The sequence below is a fragment of the Leptothoe sp. ISB3NOV94-8A genome (assembly GCF_043421595.1).
In the GTDB taxonomy this organism is placed as follows: Bacteria; Cyanobacteriota; Cyanobacteriia; order Phormidesmidales; family Phormidesmidaceae; genus Leptothoe; species Leptothoe turfae.
This window is the reverse complement of the sequence record NZ_JAXSQW010000001.1, coordinates 2,265,644-2,286,043: the sequence shown is the minus strand read 5'-3', so window position 1 is coordinate 2,286,043 and position 20,400 is coordinate 2,265,644. Positions and strand designations below refer to the sequence as shown.

At 48.3% G+C, this 20,400-nt stretch carries 18 protein-coding genes; 10 read left to right on the top strand and 8 right to left on the bottom strand.

Features of this window, described 5'->3' with window-relative positions; translation table 11 throughout:
- Window positions 1-104 precede the first annotated feature (104 nt).
- Window positions 105-1,430 (top strand): S41 family peptidase, encoded by a 1,326-nt coding sequence (locus tag SPB21_RS09910; RefSeq protein ID WP_499866441.1) that lies wholly within the window; start codon window positions 105-107, stop codon window positions 1,428-1,430.
- A gap of 123 nt (window positions 1,431-1,553) precedes the next feature.
- Here the strand turns inward: SPB21_RS09910 and ribBA are convergent, their stop codons facing one another.
- The 3 genes from ribBA to psaM all read right to left on the bottom strand — a co-directional run bounded on the left by ribBA (window position 1,554) and on the right by psaM (window position 4,130).
- Complete coding sequence (gene ribBA / locus SPB21_RS09905; RefSeq protein WP_431732074.1) at window positions 1,554-3,302, bottom strand: bifunctional 3,4-dihydroxy-2-butanone-4-phosphate synthase/GTP cyclohydrolase II; 1,749 nt, start codon at window positions 3,300-3,302, stop codon at window positions 1,554-1,556.
- A 76-nt stretch (window positions 3,303-3,378) separates the two neighbouring features.
- Complete coding sequence (locus SPB21_RS09900) at window positions 3,379-3,729, bottom strand: slr1601 family putative cell division protein (protein ID WP_163664158.1); 351 nt, start codon at window positions 3,727-3,729, stop codon at window positions 3,379-3,381.
- Window positions 3,730-4,034: 305 nt separating this feature from the next.
- Window positions 4,035-4,130 (bottom strand): photosystem I reaction center subunit XII, encoded by a 96-nt coding sequence (gene psaM / locus SPB21_RS09895; protein ID WP_006514064.1) that lies wholly within the window; start codon window positions 4,128-4,130, stop codon window positions 4,035-4,037.
- A 469-nt stretch (window positions 4,131-4,599) separates the two neighbouring features.
- Here psaM and phoU point away from each other — a divergent pair, with 469 nt between their 5' ends.
- The 5 genes from phoU (at window position 4,600) to SPB21_RS09870 (ending at window position 11,254) form a co-directional block, all read left to right on the top strand.
- Entirely contained in the window at window positions 4,600-5,322 is a 723-nt protein-coding gene (gene phoU / locus SPB21_RS09890) for a phosphate signaling complex protein PhoU (RefSeq protein WP_163664156.1), read from the top strand.
- 583 nt (window positions 5,323-5,905) lie between these two features.
- A complete protein-coding gene (locus tag SPB21_RS09885) occupies window positions 5,906-8,305 on the top strand; it encodes a ribonuclease R family protein (RefSeq protein WP_499866440.1) in 2,400 nt (799 codons plus the stop codon).
- A gap of 7 nt (window positions 8,306-8,312) precedes the next feature.
- The gene (locus SPB21_RS09880; protein ID WP_490794632.1) at window positions 8,313-8,981 is read left to right on the top strand and encodes a flavin prenyltransferase UbiX; all 669 of its coding nucleotides are present in this window, start codon (window positions 8,313-8,315) and stop codon (window positions 8,979-8,981) included.
- Between the two features lie 72 nt (window positions 8,982-9,053).
- A complete protein-coding gene (locus tag SPB21_RS09875; RefSeq protein WP_499866439.1) occupies window positions 9,054-9,860 on the top strand; it encodes a hypothetical protein in 807 nt (268 codons plus the stop codon).
- Window positions 9,861-9,985: 125 nt separating this feature from the next.
- Window positions 9,986-11,254 (top strand): DUF4335 domain-containing protein, encoded by a 1,269-nt coding sequence (locus tag SPB21_RS09870; protein ID WP_499866438.1) that lies wholly within the window; start codon window positions 9,986-9,988, stop codon window positions 11,252-11,254.
- 21 nt (window positions 11,255-11,275) lie between these two features.
- Here the strand turns inward: SPB21_RS09870 and SPB21_RS09865 are convergent, their stop codons facing one another.
- The 3 genes from SPB21_RS09865 to SPB21_RS09855 form a co-directional block, all read right to left on the bottom strand.
- Window positions 11,276-11,728, bottom strand: coding sequence for a ferredoxin (locus SPB21_RS09865; protein ID WP_163664146.1), 453 nt, complete (start codon window positions 11,726-11,728; stop codon window positions 11,276-11,278).
- Between the two features lie 101 nt (window positions 11,729-11,829).
- Window positions 11,830-12,225 carry a DUF1257 domain-containing protein gene (locus SPB21_RS09860; protein ID WP_163664144.1) on the bottom strand — a complete coding sequence of 132 codons (396 nt, stop codon included), beginning with the start codon at window positions 12,223-12,225 and terminating at the stop codon, window positions 11,830-11,832.
- A gap of 73 nt (window positions 12,226-12,298) precedes the next feature.
- The gene (locus SPB21_RS09855; RefSeq protein WP_006514055.1) at window positions 12,299-12,511 is read right to left on the bottom strand and encodes a DUF2997 domain-containing protein; all 213 of its coding nucleotides are present in this window, start codon (window positions 12,509-12,511) and stop codon (window positions 12,299-12,301) included.
- Window positions 12,512-12,874: 363 nt separating this feature from the next.
- Between SPB21_RS09855 and SPB21_RS09850 the strand changes: the two genes are divergently transcribed.
- The 3 genes from SPB21_RS09850 (at window position 12,875) to SPB21_RS09840 (ending at window position 15,612) form a co-directional block, all read left to right on the top strand.
- Window positions 12,875-13,330, top strand: a complete 456-nt coding sequence (locus SPB21_RS09850) for a nitrate reductase associated protein (RefSeq protein ID WP_163699617.1) — start codon at window positions 12,875-12,877, stop codon at window positions 13,328-13,330.
- A gap of 143 nt (window positions 13,331-13,473) precedes the next feature.
- A complete protein-coding gene (locus SPB21_RS09845) occupies window positions 13,474-14,031 on the top strand; it encodes a hypothetical protein (RefSeq protein WP_163664140.1) in 558 nt (185 codons plus the stop codon).
- 12 nt (window positions 14,032-14,043) lie between these two features.
- Window positions 14,044-15,612 (top strand): Hsp70 family protein, encoded by a 1,569-nt coding sequence (locus tag SPB21_RS09840; RefSeq protein WP_163697312.1) that lies wholly within the window; start codon window positions 14,044-14,046, stop codon window positions 15,610-15,612.
- Between the two features lie 24 nt (window positions 15,613-15,636).
- On the opposite strand, the gene SPB21_RS09835 is transcribed toward SPB21_RS09840, so the two are convergent.
- Window positions 15,637-16,236 (bottom strand): hypothetical protein, encoded by a 600-nt coding sequence (locus tag SPB21_RS09835; protein WP_163664136.1) that lies wholly within the window; start codon window positions 16,234-16,236, stop codon window positions 15,637-15,639.
- Window positions 16,237-16,427: 191 nt separating this feature from the next.
- Here SPB21_RS09835 and speA point away from each other — a divergent pair, with 191 nt between their 5' ends.
- Complete coding sequence (gene speA, locus SPB21_RS09830; RefSeq protein WP_499866437.1) at window positions 16,428-18,407, top strand: biosynthetic arginine decarboxylase; 1,980 nt, start codon at window positions 16,428-16,430, stop codon at window positions 18,405-18,407.
- A gap of 71 nt (window positions 18,408-18,478) precedes the next feature.
- Here the strand turns inward: speA and SPB21_RS09825 are convergent, their stop codons facing one another.
- Entirely contained in the window at window positions 18,479-20,380 is a 1,902-nt protein-coding gene (locus SPB21_RS09825; protein ID WP_163664132.1) for a serine/threonine phosphatase, read from the bottom strand.
- Window positions 20,381-20,400: the final 20 nt, after the last annotated feature.

Genomic DNA, 20,400 nt, shown 5'->3' with positions numbered 1-20,400 from the left:
TTATTTTTGTTAGCGTTCATTTTGATCCTGGGCTAATCTACTCCTCCGTTTAGATTCTTACATTGCTTGCAAACATCTCATTACCCCCTGCCGCAACTGTTTCAATGAAAACCACATTAGAGTTACTTCGGTCGACTGGCGCGATCGCAACAGTTATTCTAGCACCCGCATTTTTTACCTCATTTCCAGCTGAGGCGGCATTTACGGACGGACCTAAGGCGATTCTTGACGAAGCGTGGCAGATTGTATATCGCGAGTACGTTGACGATTCCTTTAATCGCACCGATTGGGTTGAGGTTCGTCAGGAGCTGCTAGGACAAAACTACACGTCACGCCAAGCCGCTTACACAGAGTTACGTCGGGCCCTACGCCGCCTGGATGATCCCTACACGCGTTTCCTAAGCCCTAATCAATATGCTGAGCTCACTGAGCAAACTTCTGGTGAGGTCTCTGGCATTGGTATCCGCTTGAATCGTGATAACGAGGCTGGGGCCATCGTGGTTACTGATGTTGTGGCAGGTTCCCCAGCTGAGCAAGCAGGGCTGAAGGTTGGGGATCACATTTTAGTGATAGACGGACGGGCCACCGACCTGCTAAGTGCAGAGCGGACGTCCCAACTGCTGCGAGGAGATGCAGACACCCAGGTTACGCTGACCATCGAACGCAATAGCGAATCTCAGACATTGGTGCTTTCTCGGGCTCGAGTAGAAATCCAAACGGTTAATGCCAAGCTGGAAAATCAGAACAATATCAATGTGGGCTACATTCGTCTGGATGAGTTCAATGCCCATGCTGCAGAACAGATGCAAGCGGCTATTGCTGAGCTGAGTGAGCAGGGAGCCGAGGCGTTTGTGTTAGACCTGCGGGATAATCCCGGTGGCCTGCTACAGGCGAGTATTGATATTTCTCGTATGTGGTTGCGGCGTGGCCCCATTGTGCGCACCGTGGATCGCAGCGGCGACAGTGAAGCTATTTCGGCAAACCGAACTCATCTGACTGAGTTACCTTTGGCGGTTTTAGTCAATGGAGAATCGGCCAGCTCCAGTGAAATTGTCACCGGAGCACTGGGGGATAATGATCGTGCCATTGTGGTAGGCAGTCCAACATTTGGTAAAGCCCTGGTTCAATCTTTGCACGGTCTTTCTGATGGGTCTGGAGTTGCTGTCACTGTAGCCCATTACTTTACACCCAATGGTACCGATATCAGTAGTCGAGGCATTACCCCTGATATTCAAGTAGACCTGTCCTCCGATGAACGTAGTACCTTAACCAGAAACCCTGATTTGATGGGTACCGCAAGGGATCCACAATTTGCTGAAGCGGTATCTGCCCTGGTGCCTGAAGTGGCTGCTGCCAAACGTCGCCAGCAGCTTTCTACGGTGTCTTCCCCGGTACCACGGGTGCCCCAATTGGGGCGACGCATGCCTTAGGCGACGTACGCCTTAGCGACGCACGCTCTAGCGACGCACGCTCTAGCGACGCAGCCACATCAATAAAACGGTTGAGACGATCCACAAAGATGCAGAGGCGTTCCATGGAACGCCTCTGCATCTTTAATCATTAACGCTGTGGCGAGAAAAGCTGTAGATCCTTTGCGTGCTGAGCTGTTCACCAATGACATCGGGGGACTGCCAACTAAATATCTGTCGATCTAACCCTACCTGCAGTGTGGTGAATGGGTCACTGCCATTGGCAATAAGCAGGTCTAGCTCTTCTAGATCGGACCACTGAATGAGCTGTTCCAGTAAGGTTGCGATCGCACCACGATATTGATGATCAGGCTGTTGATACCAGTTGCTAACCACCGGTTCCGCCAGTCCCAGGTTAACAATCAGGGCTTGGGGACTAAACAGTGAAACCGCAATGGAACGAGCCTCTTCCTGCAACAGCAGACCTGAATTATGGGCTAGCTGCCGCAGCGAGTTCACCTTTTCATAGCGCTCGGCCGATGGCAACGGTTGTGCCCAGTGGAGGGCCAACGTCCCTAAATACGACCGTAGAAGCAAATGCCCTAGTTTGTGAGCCTTCGTAGAAAGATAGTCTGAGTTGTACGTATTGGCCTCGATCAGCAATGGCATCCGGTCCACCATCTCTAGGCCATAGCCCTTAAGACCGGCAATCTTACGGGGATTGTTAGTAATCAACTTAAACTGATGGACCCCAAGATCGTTCAAGATTTGAGCACCAATGCCGTAATTCCGCTGATCCGCAGGTAGTCCCAATTTTTCATTGGCCTCAACGGTGTCAAAGCCCATATCCTGCAAAGAATAGGCCTTGAGCTTATTGACTAAACCAATACCCCGCCCTTCTTGACGCAGATAGACCACAATACCGGTCTCTGCATTCTCAATCATTTTCAACGCTGTCTGTAGCTGTAGCTGACAGTCACACCGCAACGAACCCAGAGCATCCCCCGTCAAGCATTCTGAATGGACCCGCACCATGACAGGTTGAGTCCCAAAGGTGTCTGGGTTGCCCTTAACAATGGCCACATGCTCGGAATTATCCAGCAAATTACGATAGGCATAGATTTGAAACTTCCCAAACTGGGTGGGTAAATCAGCCACCGCTTCTCGCTTAACCAACCGTTCGTGACGCAGGCGATAGCTAATTAAATCGGCAATGCTAATCAGTTTCAGGCTATGGTTTTTAGCATAATCAATTAGCTCTGGCAGTCGTGCCATGGACCCGTCAGCATTCTGAATCTCACAGATAACGCTTGCAGGGTAAAGTCTTGCCAGTTTGGATAAATCCACCCCAGCTTCTGTGTGGCCTGCCCGCTTGAGGACGCCACCTTCTTTGGCTCGCAGGGGAAAAATATGTCCCGGTCGGCGTAAATCTTGAGGCTTGGCCTCTGGATTGATGGCAACTTGAATGGTACGCGCCCGATCTTCTGCCGAAATACCTGTGGTTACGCCCCAGCTCAAACTAGCGTCAATGCTGATGGTAAAAGCCGTTTGCTCATTTTCATCTTCAAACCCATTGCCACTGACCATCAATGGCAGATCGAGCTCATCCAGGCGATCGCCCGTCATGGCAAGGCAAATCAAACCCCGAGCTTCAACAGCCATAAAATTGATCATATCGGGGGTGGCAAACTGAGCTGCACAAACCACATCCCCCTCGTTTTCGCGATTCTCATCATCGACAACAACAATCGCTTTACCTGCAGCCAAATCTGCCAGAGCTGCATCGACGCTGTCAAACTGAAATTCCGCCAGTTTCTGGTCTATGGTCTGACTGGCTGCTTGACTGGCGTCCGAATTGGATGGAAAAGAAAATGGATTAACGTTGGCAACCACGGATTCCGCCTATTGACTGTCAATTGACTGCCCATAGATTGTAGTGCGTTATTTCCTAGATTGCTGAAGATAGCCGTTAGGGAGATGATGGCTGAGAATTTTGGAGAGGATCGATCAGAACAATTGAGTGTCGGCTAGGATCCTCTTGGCCACTTTGTTCGCGCATGATGCGGCTCGATTGTTCCGGATCAAAATTATGGCTAAAGTCCTGCCATATACCCGCATGTTCTCTCTCTAAAGAGAGAATAGAGTGGTTGAGTTGCTCTAGCTCAACTTTTTGCTGACGATAGTAGGGAAACAACTTAGCAATGGTAGATGTGGCAACCACTGCCAGCAGAATATTGACGGTGAGCTTTACCGTAGACTCCAAAACCAGCGATTGGCGAGCTTTGCCCCTGATAACCATTGGTTTTGCCCGTCGAGTCATTGATATACATCCCCAGCACGTTGTTCAGCTTGACCATATTATGGGGCTATTGTTTCATTTGCACCACAAATTCATCTTTTTGCGATAATTTTCCTTTGATTGTCAGGGAACGCCCTACAAAATAGCCCCAGGCATAGTCTGCCCGAGGCCACTATAAACATTGCTCTAAAGAATTGGTTATTACGCCCACAAGGCTCAGAAGGAAACTGGTGCTTCAATCTATGGCCCAAAGCAAAACACTAAGGCCCAAAGCAAATGGCTTGCAGGGCCGCTTGAAATCAGTCAGACGTACTTCTGACGTGCTTCTACTTATAGAGTTCGGTGCCAAGACGAAGGGCCAAAACACCGGGAATTAAAGCAATCAGCAAAGCGATGATGATTTGAGTGTCAGATAAAGCCATAGAGTGCCAAGTTCCTTACTAAATATTAACTACTATGCTCTTAGAGAATTGTTGACTAAAATTGGCGCAATCAGACGCTTCGCAGTTAATCTGTTACAGTCTTTAACAACTGATTATCAAACGTATTCTGTGCTAAGCCTTGACTAACAAGAGATTTGTAACTGTCAAGGGAGCTATCTGTATGAAGATAAGCACTTTATAAAGCTTCATAGCTGTTTATATATCGATGTTTATATACGGTGAGCGGGCGGGTGTTACACCCTATCGGGTGGTGCTAGAAATTAGTCATACATTGACAGGCTTCATAAACTTCTCAAACTATCTTAAAAATAGTGATTTGCCTGAATTAGAATGTAGCTTTGACAACACCCCTATCAATAACGAATGCGCTATCACTACTAGACATCACCATTGAATAAAATCAACCGTTTAAGAACTGCCTTCAGTGCAGTTACTTTTGTATTAAGCGATGAATACAGCCTCCTCTGACGTCGAAAGCATTAATCCGACTGTATCAAACAATATCGAGCAACCCCTGAATGTGTCTCCAACATTTCGTTCAGCTTTAGATCTTAAGTTGACCAGGCTTCAGAGGGATGTGCTGCGTATGGGGGCTTTAGTGGAAAGTTCTTGCTTGTTGGCCAGGGAAGCACTATGCGATCGCAACATTGATGCCGCAAAAAACCTGAAGAAGCACGATAAACAAGTTGACTATCTCTACCGACAAATTGAAGTAGATTGTATCAACCTGATCACTCTAGAATCCCCTGTTACCAGGGATGTGCGTCTGGTCAGTGCGTTGATGCAAATGATTCGAGATTTAGAACGCATCGGTGACTATGCCAAGGATATTGGTGAGGTATCCCTAAAACTATTTCCCTATCCCCCCCACGACGCTATAGAGCAGATTCAGGTGATGTTGGATCGGTGTCGCTCAATGGTTGCCTTGAGTTTATTATCGCTGTCAGAGCTTGATGTAGACGCTGGCCGAGAAATTAAAGAAAAGGATGACGTTGTCGATGATGACTACGAACGTCTCTTTGATCTTTTAGTTCAATCTCCTACCGCTGCTAGTAATGTTGAGCCCACAGTCCTGTTAGTCTTGGTTATTCGTTATCTAGAACGCATTGCCGACCACGCAACAAATATTGGTCGGCGAGTCGTGTTTGTGGTCACTGGAGAACGACATTAGGAGTAAGCCATAAATACTTCCAAAAGTAAATGGTGAAGAGACGGTCCATGGAACGTCTGTACATCCAAAGATTGGAAGTTAATTTATTTTGATGCCTGAGTGCATGAGAATAGGGATTGGGAAGTAGAGTTTCCTGAATGGCGAAGAGGTCAGGAGCATTCCTCCTATTGCCTACTCCCCCACCCCCTATCGCTAAGTCTCTTGCCAAAATAAATAAATTATTTGAAACATATTTGACATAATGGTCACTTTAAGGAAAACTTGTACCGTTCATATGCTAATTTTCTTGAGCGTGCTCGAATAGGTACGATTTAGATGGCATACCATACTGTATAGCGGTAGTTCGGAGTGATTTTTCAGGGATGCGTCTTGGGGGAGTGCCCTCGTACCTTGTAAATTTGCTGGTTGCTAGATGGTCTGGTCGTCATACTAACGTTCTTCAGGGCAACGTTTGTCATTGGCGTTTGGGTGTTGTGAAGGATGCAGCTTTTGGAGGTTTCTTAGGAAGCAACGCGTTCTATGCCCAGTCTCTGGCCAAGAAACCAGTGGCATGTCTCAACTAATGCGTAGGATTCATCGCTACATGAATTTTTCAATTGCTTCCCTGCTGGCTAATTTCTCAAACGATAAGCTCGTTACGACTAAGACCCTCGAAAAAAAGCTCAATTGTGCTGACGACGACCAGGTTAAGGATCTGGGCATTGCCCTAGACGCATTGGAACGCATTGGTGTACTGGAAAAGGAGCGTGGCAAATACCGCCGTATCCATCAAGATGGGGTGATTGAAGGTAAGCTGCGCTGTTCTAGTAAGGGGTTTTGTTTCGCTATTCAAGATGAGGAAGAAGCCGACGATATCTATGTAAGAGAAGCCCATCTTCACCATGCTTGGAATGGGGATCGAGTCTTGGTGAAGGTGACCAAGGAAGGCAATCGACGTCGGAGTCCTGAAGGCGAAGTGCAATTGATTTTGGAGCGAGCAAATTCTTCCGTGCTGGCGCGAATTAAAGAGCCTGAAGAGGGTGATCGTCTACAAGCGGTGCCTCTAGACGATCGATTGCTATTTCAGCTCGATCTCAAAAATCAAGATAACGACGAATTAAATCAATCAGATTTGCAGTCAGCCATAGACCACCTGGTTCATGTAGAGATTTTGCGTTATCCCATTGGGCAATACTTACCCCAAGGTAAAGTGGCTCAAATTTTGGGTAGCGATGCCGAAGCGGCAGCTGATATCGATATTGTTTACTGTAAACACGATCTGCCCCGAGCGTTTCCTGAGGAAGTCATGATGGCGGCTAAAGCGCTGCCCAATCGGGTGCGCAAAGCTGATATCAAAAAACGCATTGACCTGCGCGACCAGCCCACCGTCAGTATTGATGCGGATGGTGCCCAGGTGATTGATGATGCCCTCACCCTGGAGCCGCTAGATGATGGTAATTGGCTATTAGGAATTCACGTAGCAGACGTTTCATACTACGTACCATCCAACAGTCCCATTGACCAAGAAGCCTATCGCCGTGGGACTTCCGTATATTTGGCGGATTCACCGGTGCCGTTGCTGCCACCACCGTTATCCACATCGTTGTGTGCACTGCTGGCAGATAAGGAGCGCCTGACTATTTCGGTCATGGTCATTCTCTCGTCCGAAGGTGAGGTTTTGGCCTATGAGGTACAACCCTCCGTCATTTGTAACGATCATCAGCTGAATTATTATCAGGCCCAGGCCATACTGGCACGGGACGACAAGGATGCGATGGAAGCCCTGTCGTTTAAAAAACGTGATTTGACTAAGTTCAAAGAGAGCTTTGAACTCATTGATCAGCTGTTTGAAGTGAGTAAACTTCTACAGGAACAACGTAATCAGCGTGGCTCCTTTGACTTAAATTTACCTGACCATGTCTTTCCTGAAGAAGCAGGAGAAGAACTTTCCCATTATCTCTCTCCTAAATTTCAACATGATGATGAGGGTGGTCTCGGAGTCATGGTGGTTTCGGATTTGTTGCCTGCGCGACGTATTGTTACTGAATGTATGTTGCTAGCAAATCAGCTAGTGGCCAAGCATCTAAAAGAGTTAGGTGTGCCAGCTATTTATCGTCTCCATGGCACCCCTGACCCTGGCGATGTGCAAGAGCTGATTAAGCTAGCCAATAACATGGGACTCAATCTACAGCTGGAAGATGAGGAGTCTGTTTCACCCAAGGATTATTTAGGATTTGTTCAACAGTTTAGCCAGTCTAAGGCTGAAAAAGTACTCACCTATTTGCTGTTGTCGACTTTAAAACCAGCTTCCTACAATAGCCATTCCGATGGTCATTTTGGTCTGGCGTTAGAAGATGGGTACACCCACTTTGCTTCTCCTGTTAGACGTTATCCCGATTTATTGGTACATCGGTTGCTCCATGCGGTGTTTGACGAGGGTCGAGATCGCAAGACCACCCGTTCCAGAGACCGGGTGGATTTACGCAGCAGCAGCAGCCATGGCAATGTGAGCTGGAGCGTACTGCCACCCGATATTCACAACGAGTTTGAAGAACTCTTCACCCATACAACCACCCATCTGACGGAGCGAGAGCGTCTGGCTCAGGAAGCTGAGTCTGATTTAGAAGGCCTTAAAAAAGCTGCCTTTATGCAAGCCCATACGGGTGAGGTTTTCCATGGCTTAATTACAGGTGTTCAATCCTATGGTTTCTTCGTGGAATTAGAGGAACTTCTGGTAGAAGGGCTGGTGCATGTTAGCTCTCTTAAGGATGATTGGTATGAATATCGTTCTCGTCAACAAAAGCTCATGGGTCGTAAAAATCGCCAGCAATATCGTTTAGGCGATCGGGTGGAAGTTCAGGTGAAGAGCGTAGACTACTACCGTCAGCAGATTGATTTAGTGGCTGTGGGTGGGGGTAGTGAAGCCATTGATGACGATGACGATGATATCAATAATGTTGAGTCTATGAATGGTGATGACATCTTTGATGACGGAGAAGAGTAGCTTAGTGATGCCACAAGATGCACAGGCCGCATCCGCTTCTCCGTCATCTCGTCCCCTGGTTTTAGGCATAACCGGAGCCTCTGGTTTAATCTACGCCGTACGAGCTATCAAACATTTACTCACAGCAGGCTACCCCATAGATTTGGTAGCCTCTAAAGCTGTTTATATGGTTTGGCAGGCTGAAGAACAGGTGCGTTTACCCGGGGATTTAGATCAACAGGCCCTGTTTTGGCGAGAGCGGGCCGGGGTGCCAACGGCGGGTACTCTACGGTGCCATACCTGGAGCAATGTGGGAGCGAGCATTGCCAGCGGGTCGTTTAAGACTCTGGGTATGGTGGTTATGCCCTGTAGCATGAGCACCGTCGGAAAATTGGCGGCAGGCTTAAGTTCTGACTTGCTAGAGCGAGCTGCCGATGTGCAACTCAAGGAAGGCAAGCCGTTAGTTTTGGTGCCCCGTGAAACCCCCCTAAGCTTAATTCATCTACGTAATTTAACGACCTTAGCTGAAGCGGGCGCTAAAATTGTCCCAGCGATTCCAGCCTGGTACCATCAGCCCCAGACCATTGATGATCTGGTGGATTTTGTTGTTGCTCGGGCTCTGGACCAGTTGGATATTGACTGTGTGCAATTAAATCGCTGGAAAGGGCACGGTCAAGAGACTCAGGTGAATGGCTAAGGATTAGTTTTGAGTGATAGGGGTAACTTTTAATTCAAAACTCAGGGCTCAAAACCTTTGAGGAGGACGGTGATGGTTCAGCTGATGGCGTTGCTACTGATAGTGGCAGTTCTGGTGATATTGGTTGTACAAAATCTCAGTCCTGTATTGGGGCTAGTGATTTTAGGGACATCAGTGGGGGCTTTGCCATTCTCGGTTTGGTTACTAGGTGCGATCGCAACGGGAACGGCCTGCACATTATTGATCTATCAGCTAGTTCCTCAAAAACGGGCTTATCGACCCATCGGTCAACGATTGAGCGATCCCCCCCCTGGCCATGACCCCACGCGATTTGCAGATGATCCCCCCAATGAACGGTATCGCAGCGGATCAGCCAGCCGCTTTCAGTCTTCACCTCGAAAACCTGAGCGCCAAAATCCCTATGATAATGATTGGGAAAATTTTAGAGCTCCAGAACAGTGGGACGATTGGGGACAACAGCAAGCCTCTGGTGCGGCTCCCCAATCGAGAACCTCTGTAGGGGATACTATGGGTCGGGATACTATGGGTCGGGATATGGTTGGCGATACCGTCCGAGATATTGAATCCGGCTGGGGTGACGATGATTACGAGGCATCGTCACGATACGTATCCAGGCAGAAATCAGACCCAGACATTGGCTGGGATGATGGCGGTAGCTACTACAGTTCAGATGGAGCCGACGATCAGCCATCGCCACGGACCTATGAAGATGGCTGGCTATATGGCGATGATTCCCCTGACGAATCGTCGGGGACACCTGAAGCTGGTGAACCACAATCAGATGAGGATGAGGATGTGTATGATGCCAACTATCGGGTGATCATTCCTCCTTACGAAGCTAAAGATAAAGACGATTAAATACCGGCTCCCTTGGATATGGTTCAAACAAACTCCAGGGGGGTGGATCCGTTTCTCTAACGGTAACCATCCTGGTCGCTATGGGGTTAGGCTAGTAAGCTAGAACGGTAGCGCTCAGTCTGTTCATGTCCTCGGTTTTACCCATTGATACCCAGCGCTATCAGTCTGGCAACTACACGTTGGAGGTGATGGCCCATGCTTCATCGCTATCCCAATGGAGCGATCGGCCAGTGGTGCGTCAGCTACGCTTTAGTCTCTGGTCAGAACAGCCAGAGCGACATCAATTGGCCGTGGGCAACCAACTGCAGCTGATGACCCTCAGTAATGCGGTTGAAACCTATGTACAAACTCACCTGAGTCAGCAAGCTTGGCCCCAACAAACCCATAGCATCAAGCTGCTGGATAAGGATTTAGCATTCAGCACACTACAGCTGTTTGATTTAGCAGAAGTGCTCAATGCCTGTGGACAACGCCAGGTTATTTTGCCCGTAGCGGTTGCCCAACGTCGCCAACCACGTCGTCGTCGCCAGTGGTGGACAGGGTCAGCAGCGGCTTCTCTCTTGGTAGCTGTTGGTGTCACAACGGCCTATCTTCACTACAGACCGGCTGCCTTTAACGAAGTGGCCACTACCCAGGCCCCTGAAGCTGTGTTTGACGATGCGGTGGAAGAGAGCACATCTGGGGCAAATGCCATACCTGAAGGTAACTCTCCACCCTTAACAGCACCCGCACAAGAAGAACGTGCCGCCGCTGATAGTGTAGAAAGCTCCGAAGACATTAACGCGCAGGAAAGCCAGGAGCTGGTGCAGCAACCACTCAACTCAGAAGAGCTGGAATCTGTCAGGGTGACTCGACTGCCGGCAGAATCCCCAGAACCAAGCGCTGATGTGAGTGAAGCCGCCCCCCCGACTGGCGTTACTCAAGCACCCGGGCCAGCCTCCCCTGAGTTTGACACCATTCCTGAGGCGATCATCAAAGATGCTCCGGCTCCGTCATCACAGCCTGCGCCAGCGGAAACAAGTCCTGCTACTGAGACGCCTCTAACAGTTGAAGAGCAAGAAAGTTTAGGTAGTGCTGATTTCAGTGCTGCCAGCAGGATAGAACGACGATCGCAACCCTCTACCGACCATGCTGCTAACGTAGCCGATGGCGAGGAACTATTGAGTGCGATCGCAACCCAACTAGCCCCCTATAAGCCAGCAGATGCCACCTACCCACTGACGTATCACATCCAAATTGCTGCCGATGGTACCATCCTTAACCTAGAACCCATCAGCCCAAACGCGCCAATCCTCAACATTCCTACAGATGTCATTCACCTAACGCCTGGACGCTTACTACAGTTGGAGCTGATCTACACAGGCGCGGACCAACCGATCGTTCAAGAACGTTAGCAGACACTATAGAAACTACCCTCAATCTGACGAAGACTTTGGTGGTTTAGTTTTCTTCGCTACGCGGTTCTTGCGTTGAATTAAACCTTGATTAACCGGAAAGCCCGTCACAGGAATTACTTGATGGCGTCGTTCTTCTTCCAGCTTTTGTAGCTTTGTATAGTCAACCCAATGAATACAGTCCACGGGACAGGTATCGATGGCCTCCTGAATCAGCTCTTCGCTATCTCCATCCTGCCGCACTGCCCGTGCCCGACCATGCAAAGGCTCCAGGTAAAAGGTGTTGCGGGCCACGTGCACACAGTTGGTACACCCAATGCATGTCGTCTCATCGACGTAGACACCCTTCTGACGAAAACTTCCCCCTAATTCAGGCTCTAGGCCACTGCGATTGCCTGTATCCCTAAGTAATCCACCGAGTTCAGGCTCTAACCCCGAACGTTCATCATTAGGAGGTTCGTTTTGCAAAGTCATGATGATTACTCCAATTGCATGGGATATGCCCTAAAGCAACAAGGACGACGTTGGAACTCTCAACGTCGTCCTCCTAATCTGGTCAGCGATTACCGTATAGACTAGTTTTGAGCCCAGCGCTGTAGAACTAGACGGATGGCTCCATCCTTAGTAGTCTGTTGCTCAGCTACCTGGAAACCTTGACGGGACGTTTCACCCAGCACGGTGTGATACGCATAGCGCTGGGTAACTTTATTCAAAAAGCCATCTACAGATAGAGACTGTTGCCAATACTGCATATCAGCTACCAGCTCATAATCTCCAGTATCAGCATTGTGCTTAAAACCAAGGTCATAGCCATTTTCCTGCTCAATGACTACTTCAGCAGTTTCAGTCTTTCCCTGATAGCCACGTACTTTTTGCGGACCCGCTTTCCAGTCGGTGCCTATATCGGTTAAAGCAGCTTGCAAAGCAGGTAGATTACGGATTTTGGTTTTAATCTGGCTAAAGTGCGACATCGTAAACCTTGCGTTTTTAAGAAGTTGACAATAGGGCCATTGGGCCGATTCAGCAGTAATAAAGCTAATGTCCTTACCAGCTGCTGTAGTTCGCCTGGGAATCAGTCTGTTCAGACGTTAATTGATTGTCCTGGGCATAGAACTCAGACGTGTTCTCCTGGGATAAAACCTGGCCTAACTGAGCCTCGACAGCAGCAGTCACTTCAGCGCAAGAGCGACCGATAATACCGGTCACAAGCTCTTTAACTCGGCCATCAGGATAGATAACAAATTCCAGTGTTTCCAAAGGGATTTACCTCTTAGGTCGATCGCCACACTAAAAAAAGGGCGAACGTAGACAAACAATAACTAAAAAGTAGTTAAAACTCCATACAAAAAGTTAATACAGAGTATTGAAATAGGGAGTGCCTGCGCCAGTTATATGGATTAGTGTCGCGCAACTTTCTAGAGCCGTCAAGGAAAGCCTCGGACGGGATCTACCGTCACGATTGATTGTTACAAAAAGCAATACTTTGAAATGATTTTTGGCTTGATTGCATGGTGCATTTCAATTTAGGTGATGATGCCTTCTATTAACTGAGTGACTGATTGGCAACAGATTAGATTATTCAAAACCGTTAATAGTGAGCAAATTAAGTGAGGTAACTATATGGGATCTAAAGGTTTTCAGTTTGAGCAGGAATTTATTGATTCCCTGCGATGTATTCCAATGATTGTGCGGTTGAAATTAGATACCTGCGGTGTGAAGCTTAAACTCAATCATTGGCACCAATTTACTCAGGCTGAACGCCAAATCTTGGTAACCATGCCCTGTGATACGCCAGCAAATATTCTGACTTATCGGCAGCATTTGCAAGGGCTGGTAACTGACTACACCGGTCAACCAGCCAAGGAAATAGACGTGGCGATCAATCCACCCTGGCTAGGGTTAATGGTGCCTGAGCAGGTGCAGACCAAGGCTGCGACCCATAATTTAAAGATTTCCAATGATGATTGGGGGACGTTAACGCCGGCCCAGCGATTTGCTTTGATTAAGCTCAGTCGCCCCAGCCATGAGAATCGAAATTTTATCCCAGCGATGCAGGAGTTTGGCCTGGTGGATTGAGCTGACAGGCGGTGGACGGCATTTAGCGGGTTGTGCCGAACATAGCTGTTAGCATATGGGGCTTTCAGCGATCACCAAAGTTGTGAACTATGTGCACCTCGCTATAGTATCAATACCAGCGCGGCATATCGTTTTTGGTTTCAATGAGTAAACAACCGCTAAATAATCAGAATTTTCCGTTTAAGAGGCCTAGGCGCAGGGGCAGAGTTCAACCTTCTACGACTCCCCCTTGGCCGTCAATTGCTTTAGTTACAGCCCTGCATACGGTGGTGGGGATCTTTTTATCGGTCTTTTCACCCCCCTTCTGGGTGTGGCCATTGGCCTTTGGCGGAACATTCATACAGACATTAGCTCTAGCTGGGCCGGAAGCGCTATCGTCCCTAAAGGGATTTCGTATCATAGTATGCCGCTCTTTAACCTGCTTGGGAACTGCCCTATCGGTGGTGGCCCTGGCGGTGGCAGTCGGGTTTGGTGGCACCAACAATATTGACGATATTCGCTTCGGGCCCATGGGGATGACGCTGTTCTTTGTGAATTTAGGGGTTTTGGTGCTAACCGCTGTGTGTAGTTTGCTAATTGCCCATGTGGGCGATCGACTACTAGCAGGAATGGGGCGGATCCGCTGTAGCCTGGCGCTCCTGAGCGTTTGTTTGTTGGGATTATTTATTGGTGGGGCGTTTGGACTTGCGATCGCAAGCTAGAAATGGAATCTGATGGTATTAGCAATTGACTTTGGCACCAGCAACACGGTGCTATGCCGGTGGAATGCCGCGACTCTCTCCTCCGAAGTTCTCACCTTAGATGCCATTGCTCAGCGTGCATCGGGTCCAGCGTTAGTGCCTAGTTTGCTCTACGTTGAGGATGCACAGCTGGATCAGGTGCTGATTGGTCAACCTATTCGCGATCGCGGTCTAGAACGCTCGGAACGCTGTTTTAAAAACTTTAAGCGGGGTATCGGCACCTCCATTCAAGGCTTTATGCCAGACTTGGATGGTCGTAATCTCTCATTTGAACAAGTGGGAGACTGGTTTTTAACCCAGGTAATTGACCAGCTCAAGCAGCAGGAAGAGAGCCTTGATGAGGTGGTTCTAACAGTTCCTGTAGACAGTTTTGAGACCTACCGCAATTGGTTAGGCACCCTGTGTCAAAGCTGGGATATCAATCGCGTCCGCATGATTGATGAACCCACGGCGGCGGCTTTAGGCTATGGTCTGACCGACAATGAAATCGTATTGGTGCTCGATTTTGGTGGCGGCACCTTAGATTTGGCCATTGTGCAGCTAAGCGGCGGTCGTTCCCAAGCGTTGGGATATATTCTCAAATGGGGTCAAAAGGCCATGGGCAAGTCTGCCCAGCAGGTGTCAACCGCTAAAGTATTAGCTAAAGCAGGGGAAAATCTGGGGGGAGCCGATATTGATCAGTGGGTGGCCCAGCATTTGTCCGAGCAGTATGGAATTCCCCTTTCACCCCTGACCCTACGCCTGGCAGAACAACTCAAGATTCAGCTATCTAATGCCCTCAAGGCCAACGAAAGCTATTTTGATGATGAAACATTTGAGAGCTATGATCTCACCCTAGAACGGGAGCAGCTTGAACAGGTGCTGCAGAAGCGGGATTTTTTTGAGCGTCTTAATGCCCGAGTTGATCAGGTATTGCAGCAGGGGCGTCGACAGGGCATAGGACTAGACGACATTAACGCGGTGTTGCTGGTGGGGGGCACCACTCAAATTCCAGCGATTCAAACCTGGGCAAAAAATCGATTTAATGGCACCAAGGTGTGTGGTGACAAGCCGTTTACCGCTGTTTCTGCCGGCGCACTCCAGCTACAGCAGGTAAAGCTGACGGACTTTCTTTATCACGGTTATGGTATTCGCTTTTGGGATCGGCGCAATAACTGCCATGGTTGGCACCCGATTATTCCTCAAGGTCAGCCTTATCCCATGGCCCAACCAGTGGAATTGGTGTTGGGGGCTGCCAATGAAAAACAGCCAAGTATTGAACTGATTATTGGTGAACTCGGGCGCGAACAGGGGAGCACCGAAGTCTATTTTGAGGGCAACCGTCTGATTACGCGCCAGACAAAGGCGGGGCAAACCGTAGCCCAACCGTTAAACGATAAAGCCCCCAATATTGCTAACCTTAATCCTCCTGGGAGGCCAGGGGAAGATCGGGTACGCCTGAGTTTCACTGTGGATCAGGACCGACTGCTGCGAGTCACTGTCGAGGACATGCTAACCGAAGAAGTTCTGGCTAACAATCAGGCAGTTGTGGAGCTATCTTAGAACGCCTTAGATGCGCCAGGCTACTTACTGATCGTCAGCTGTAGGTTCATCTCCACCTAAACGCTGTCTCAGCTCTTGACCAGCCTGCTCAGCTTCAGCCTGGGTCTTAGTAATGATAAAGGTTTGGGTAGCCAGCAAAACAATGACAAAAAGAATCCCTGATAGTGTGAAACTCAGTTTGGTGGATGGAATGCTTTGCCCCAGGGCATAAATTGCGATCGCAAATACAGCTGCCAAATAAACCTTAGACATAACCGGCATTGCCGACGCTGACCAGCAGAGGGCCACTAAAATCGCATTAAAATATAAAGCCAATAGACTCAGGTGAATGCGGCGGGCATAAATCTGCTGTGCCCGTTTACGGCTACCCGCAAACGGTAGCTTTAATCGATTACCCGCTGCATTGATGCCATCCATTGCCATAAAAAAGACAGGAATGCTCAAGCTGGATAGCACCACCAAAAATCTAGGAGGAGCCTGTAGCGTTTGATTGATAGATTCCGATGACAACGCTAAATGGACGGCTTGACTAAAGATAAATGCAGCAATAGCTGCCACCAGTAAAATTATCGAGTCAACGCCCAGAACAGGGCCAACCGGTATCGGGGCTGTGCGTGTCTTCATAAACCGAATATATTCCTTTGTACAAATATGCCTAATTCCAGTGGATCAACCGAGTATATCTACGTAGAACTATCTCGTCGCAATGTCTAAATTATGCAGACTTCTAAATTATGCAGACTGTCTAATTGCGAACAGATAGGGTAGGGATAAATTTAAACTATCATTACATCTTTGTTAAAGGAAACACTTTGATGAGTTCAGCTCCAGTTTCAATCAATCAACAGCCAACAAATGTGTCTGCTGATCCTTGTGTCTCATCTGAAACAAAACTCTCTTCAGGGGGCGTGCCATGGACCATCGAAGACAGTGAAGAACTTTATCGTATTAATGGCTGGGGAGAGCCCTACTTTTCCATTAATTCTGCAGGTCATGTGATCGTCGCTCCCCAGGGGGAGCGAGGTGGTTCTCTTGATCTACACAGTCTGATTGAAGCCCTACAGGCTCGCAATTTATCACTGCCGATTCTTGTTCGTTTCTCTGACATTCTTGAAGATCGTATCGAACGACTCAATTCTTGTTTTGCCAAAGCTATTACTAAGTATGGCTACGATGGTTGTTATCGAGGTGTTTTTCCGGTCAAGTGTAATCAACAGCGCCATTTAGTTGAAGATTTGGTGAAGTTTGGTGAGCCCTATCAATTTGGTTTAGAGGCTGGATCTAAACCTGAACTAATGATTGCCCTGGCCACCCTCAAAACACCAGGAGCTTTGCTAGTTTGCAACGGATATAAAGATCGCGCCTATCTTGAGACAGCCATGTTGGGTCAAAAGCTAGGGCAAACTCCTATAATCGTTCTAGAACAACTCAATGAGCTGCCCTTGGTGATCGAGGTGAGTCAGCAGCTATCCATTCGCCCTCGGTTGGGGGTGCGGGCCAAGCTCTGTACAAAGGGTATGGGACGCTGGGGCGGTTCAGCGGGAGATCGTGCCAAGTTTGGTCTGACTATTCCCGAGATTTTGACCGTGGTTGAGCAACTGCGGACAGCGGATATGCTGCCATGTTTACAGCTCCTCCATTTTCACATTGGGTCCCAAACCTCATCCATTAGCATTATCAAAGACGCTCTTCGAGAAGCTTGCCAAATCTATGTAGAATTGGCTAATCTTGGGGCCAATATGCAGTATTTGGATGTCGGTGGTGGTCTCGGTGTCGACTATAACGGATCTAAAACCAATGTCCCAGCCTCTAAAAACTACAGCATTCAAAACTATGCTAACGATGTTGTTGCTGAAGTTAAAGAAGCCTGCTCTTCCAAGAATCTGCCTGTTCCCATCTTGATCAGTGAAAGTGGTCGAGCCATTGCCTCCCACCAATCGGTGTTGGTATTTGATGTGCTGGGCAGCAGTGAAGTACGTCCCCAGGAGCCATTCCAGCCAACATCTGAGGATCATGCCATTCTCAAAGAGTTCTATGAGGCCTACCAAAGTATCAACTCAAAAAACTATCAAGAGGTTTTTCATGATGCTGAACAGTTTAAAGGAGAAGCTGTCAGTCTCTTTAACTTTGGCTACCTGAGCTTAACTGAGCGGGCAAGGGTGGAGAATCTCTTTTGGGCCTGTTGTCAAAAAATCATTCAGGTACTTCGTCAGGAAAGCTACATTCCCGATGATTTAGCGGATCTAGAAAAGATGATGGCCTCCATCTACTACATCAATTTATCTGTCTTTCAATCAGCACCGGATACCTGGGCAATCGACCAGCTTTTCCCCATCATGCCCATCCATCGTCTGGATGAAGAGCCTACCTGTCGGGCGACTCTGGCGGATTTGACCTGCGACAGTGATGGCAAGATTGATCGGTTTATTGATTTACATGATGTCAAATCGGTTTTAGAACTCCACGATCTCCAAGCAGGGAACCCCTATTACTTGGGGATGTTTCTCACTGGCGCGTACCAAGAGATCATGGGCAATCTCCATAACCTCTTTGGGGATACCAATATGGTTCATATCGATCTAACCCCCCAGGGCTACACCATCGAACACGTGGTCAAAGGAGATACCATGAAGGAGGTCTTAAGCTATGTACAGTACGACTCTGAAGATCTGGTGGAACAAATTCGACTCCGTTCGGAAATCTCTCTGAGGGAAAAACAAATCACCCTACCAGAGGCCCAATTATTATTACAAAACTACGAAGAGAGCTTGAGCCGATACACCTATTTGTCATAGGTTTTGTGGGATGCATTTTTTTGTAGAGGTGTTCCATGGAACGCCTCTATGAAGGTAATCCATAAAAATCCCTAAACTGATTGGAGTTTGGAGAGATCGGGTTTCACCTTAAGTTTCACCACCAAGGCTGTGATATTGTCATGGCCATTTTGCTCATTGGCGAGTTCAATCAAATCCGCCACACCTTCTTCAATCCCTTTATGGCCCCTCAGAATTGGCTCAATATGTGTGGAGCAGTGGGTCTCTAATAGTCTGTCGTCACTTAAACCATCGGAACACAGCAACAGCAACGTGTCTTCAGTTAGATTCAGATAGTTAAAACTGGGATCTAGCACATCTTCACCACAGGGACCTAGGGCCTGGGTCAGCTGATACGCATCCGGTCTAGCATAGGCAATGGCCGGTTCTACACCGCGCTTGATTTCGCGCTGTCCCACTTCGTGGTCAACAGTAATTTGTTGTAACCCAAGACGTTTGGTATAGCGATAGAGGCGACTATCGCCCACATGGGCAGCCACGGCCTGGGTGCCTTTGACCAGTAACATGACCAGGGTAGTCCCCATGCGAGCACTCCCTGTACGTTCCTCAGATTGATTTTTCTCGTAAATCACCTGGTTGGTCTGGCCAATGGCATTGCGCAATTCTGCTTCATTGGGTAAATCAGACTGCCAATGGCCATCAAGATACTCACGCAGGTTATCAACCGCTAGCTGGCTGGCCACTTCACCGCCGGAGTGTCCCCCCATGCCATCACAAAGAATGTAGGCGCATTTGGCATCCAACGTCTGGCTAGACAGGGTTTCCTGACGGCTGAGGGCAGACTGAATAAAATAGTTGTCCTCGTTGTGATCTCGCTGTTGACCCACATGGGACTGTCCAGCATCCTCTAGCCCAGTCAGCTTCATTGGCAGCACCATTGTCGGTGAATCGATGCTGTCCATACTGGCATCTTCGTTAATATCTAGACCTTCTAGGCCAGGAATATCCAAATCTGCTAAGACGTTTGTCTCTGAAGGAGTTTCAGAAATAGCGGTTGAGATATCTGTACCTAATTGATATTTATCTGCAATCGCAATCAGCGCTTCTTTGAGTCCTTCAATGTCATCAAACTGCCCTTCGATGACCTGGGCCGCAAGGTTAATCAAATCAGGTAACGACTGACCATTGGATTGGAGCAGCGACTGCCAAAGCAGCCCCATATCCGCCAGTCGATAGTCATTACGATAGGGGCCAGGCTCAATGTAGCGCAAACACACAATCTGGTCTTCATCCATACATAGATTGCTGATATTCAGCAAACTGCCCTGACCTTTAAAGACCGACATTGCCTCCCACAGTTCAACCATGACGTAGAAGCTGTGGACCTGCTGTAACGGATCCAAGGTTTCCTGCTTCCAAATAGTCAGTAAATCTGGCAAATGTCGACGATCTTCAACAATTAAAACGCTATGGTCACTTTCAACCCAAGCCTCCTGTAGTTCGGGAATTGATGGGAAAAAGCGACTGTGCAGGGCTAAATAGGGATAGGCACTCAAGGGAAATAGCTTTTTCTCACTGGTATGTCTCAACTCAGTCAGTGAAAACTGATGCCGTTGCTCTACCAGGGAAGACGCAACATCATTGGGCTTTGTATCGGTTACCTGAACTTCTAACGGTTTTTCGCTGTCAACATTTAGCTGTAGTGCCTCAATTAACTGATAGCGCTGCTGAGGCCCTAACCAGTCATTGGCGTCGCGAGTGCCCAAGGTCACTGGATCAATGGGCGTTAATGTATTAGCGGTTACCTGTTCCCAGATATCGGTGTCTTCACCGGGCTGAATACCCTCAGGAGCCTGGATTTCACTAACAGCCAGAGCGATGGAAGACTTGCCTGGAAAGATAAAGGCCCTCCATTGCTGCAATGGCGATCCACATGACTGGCAAAACTTGTGCTCGGTAGGGTTATTAAATTGGCAGTATGGGCAAATGATCATCAGTGGATAGAAAACGTCCG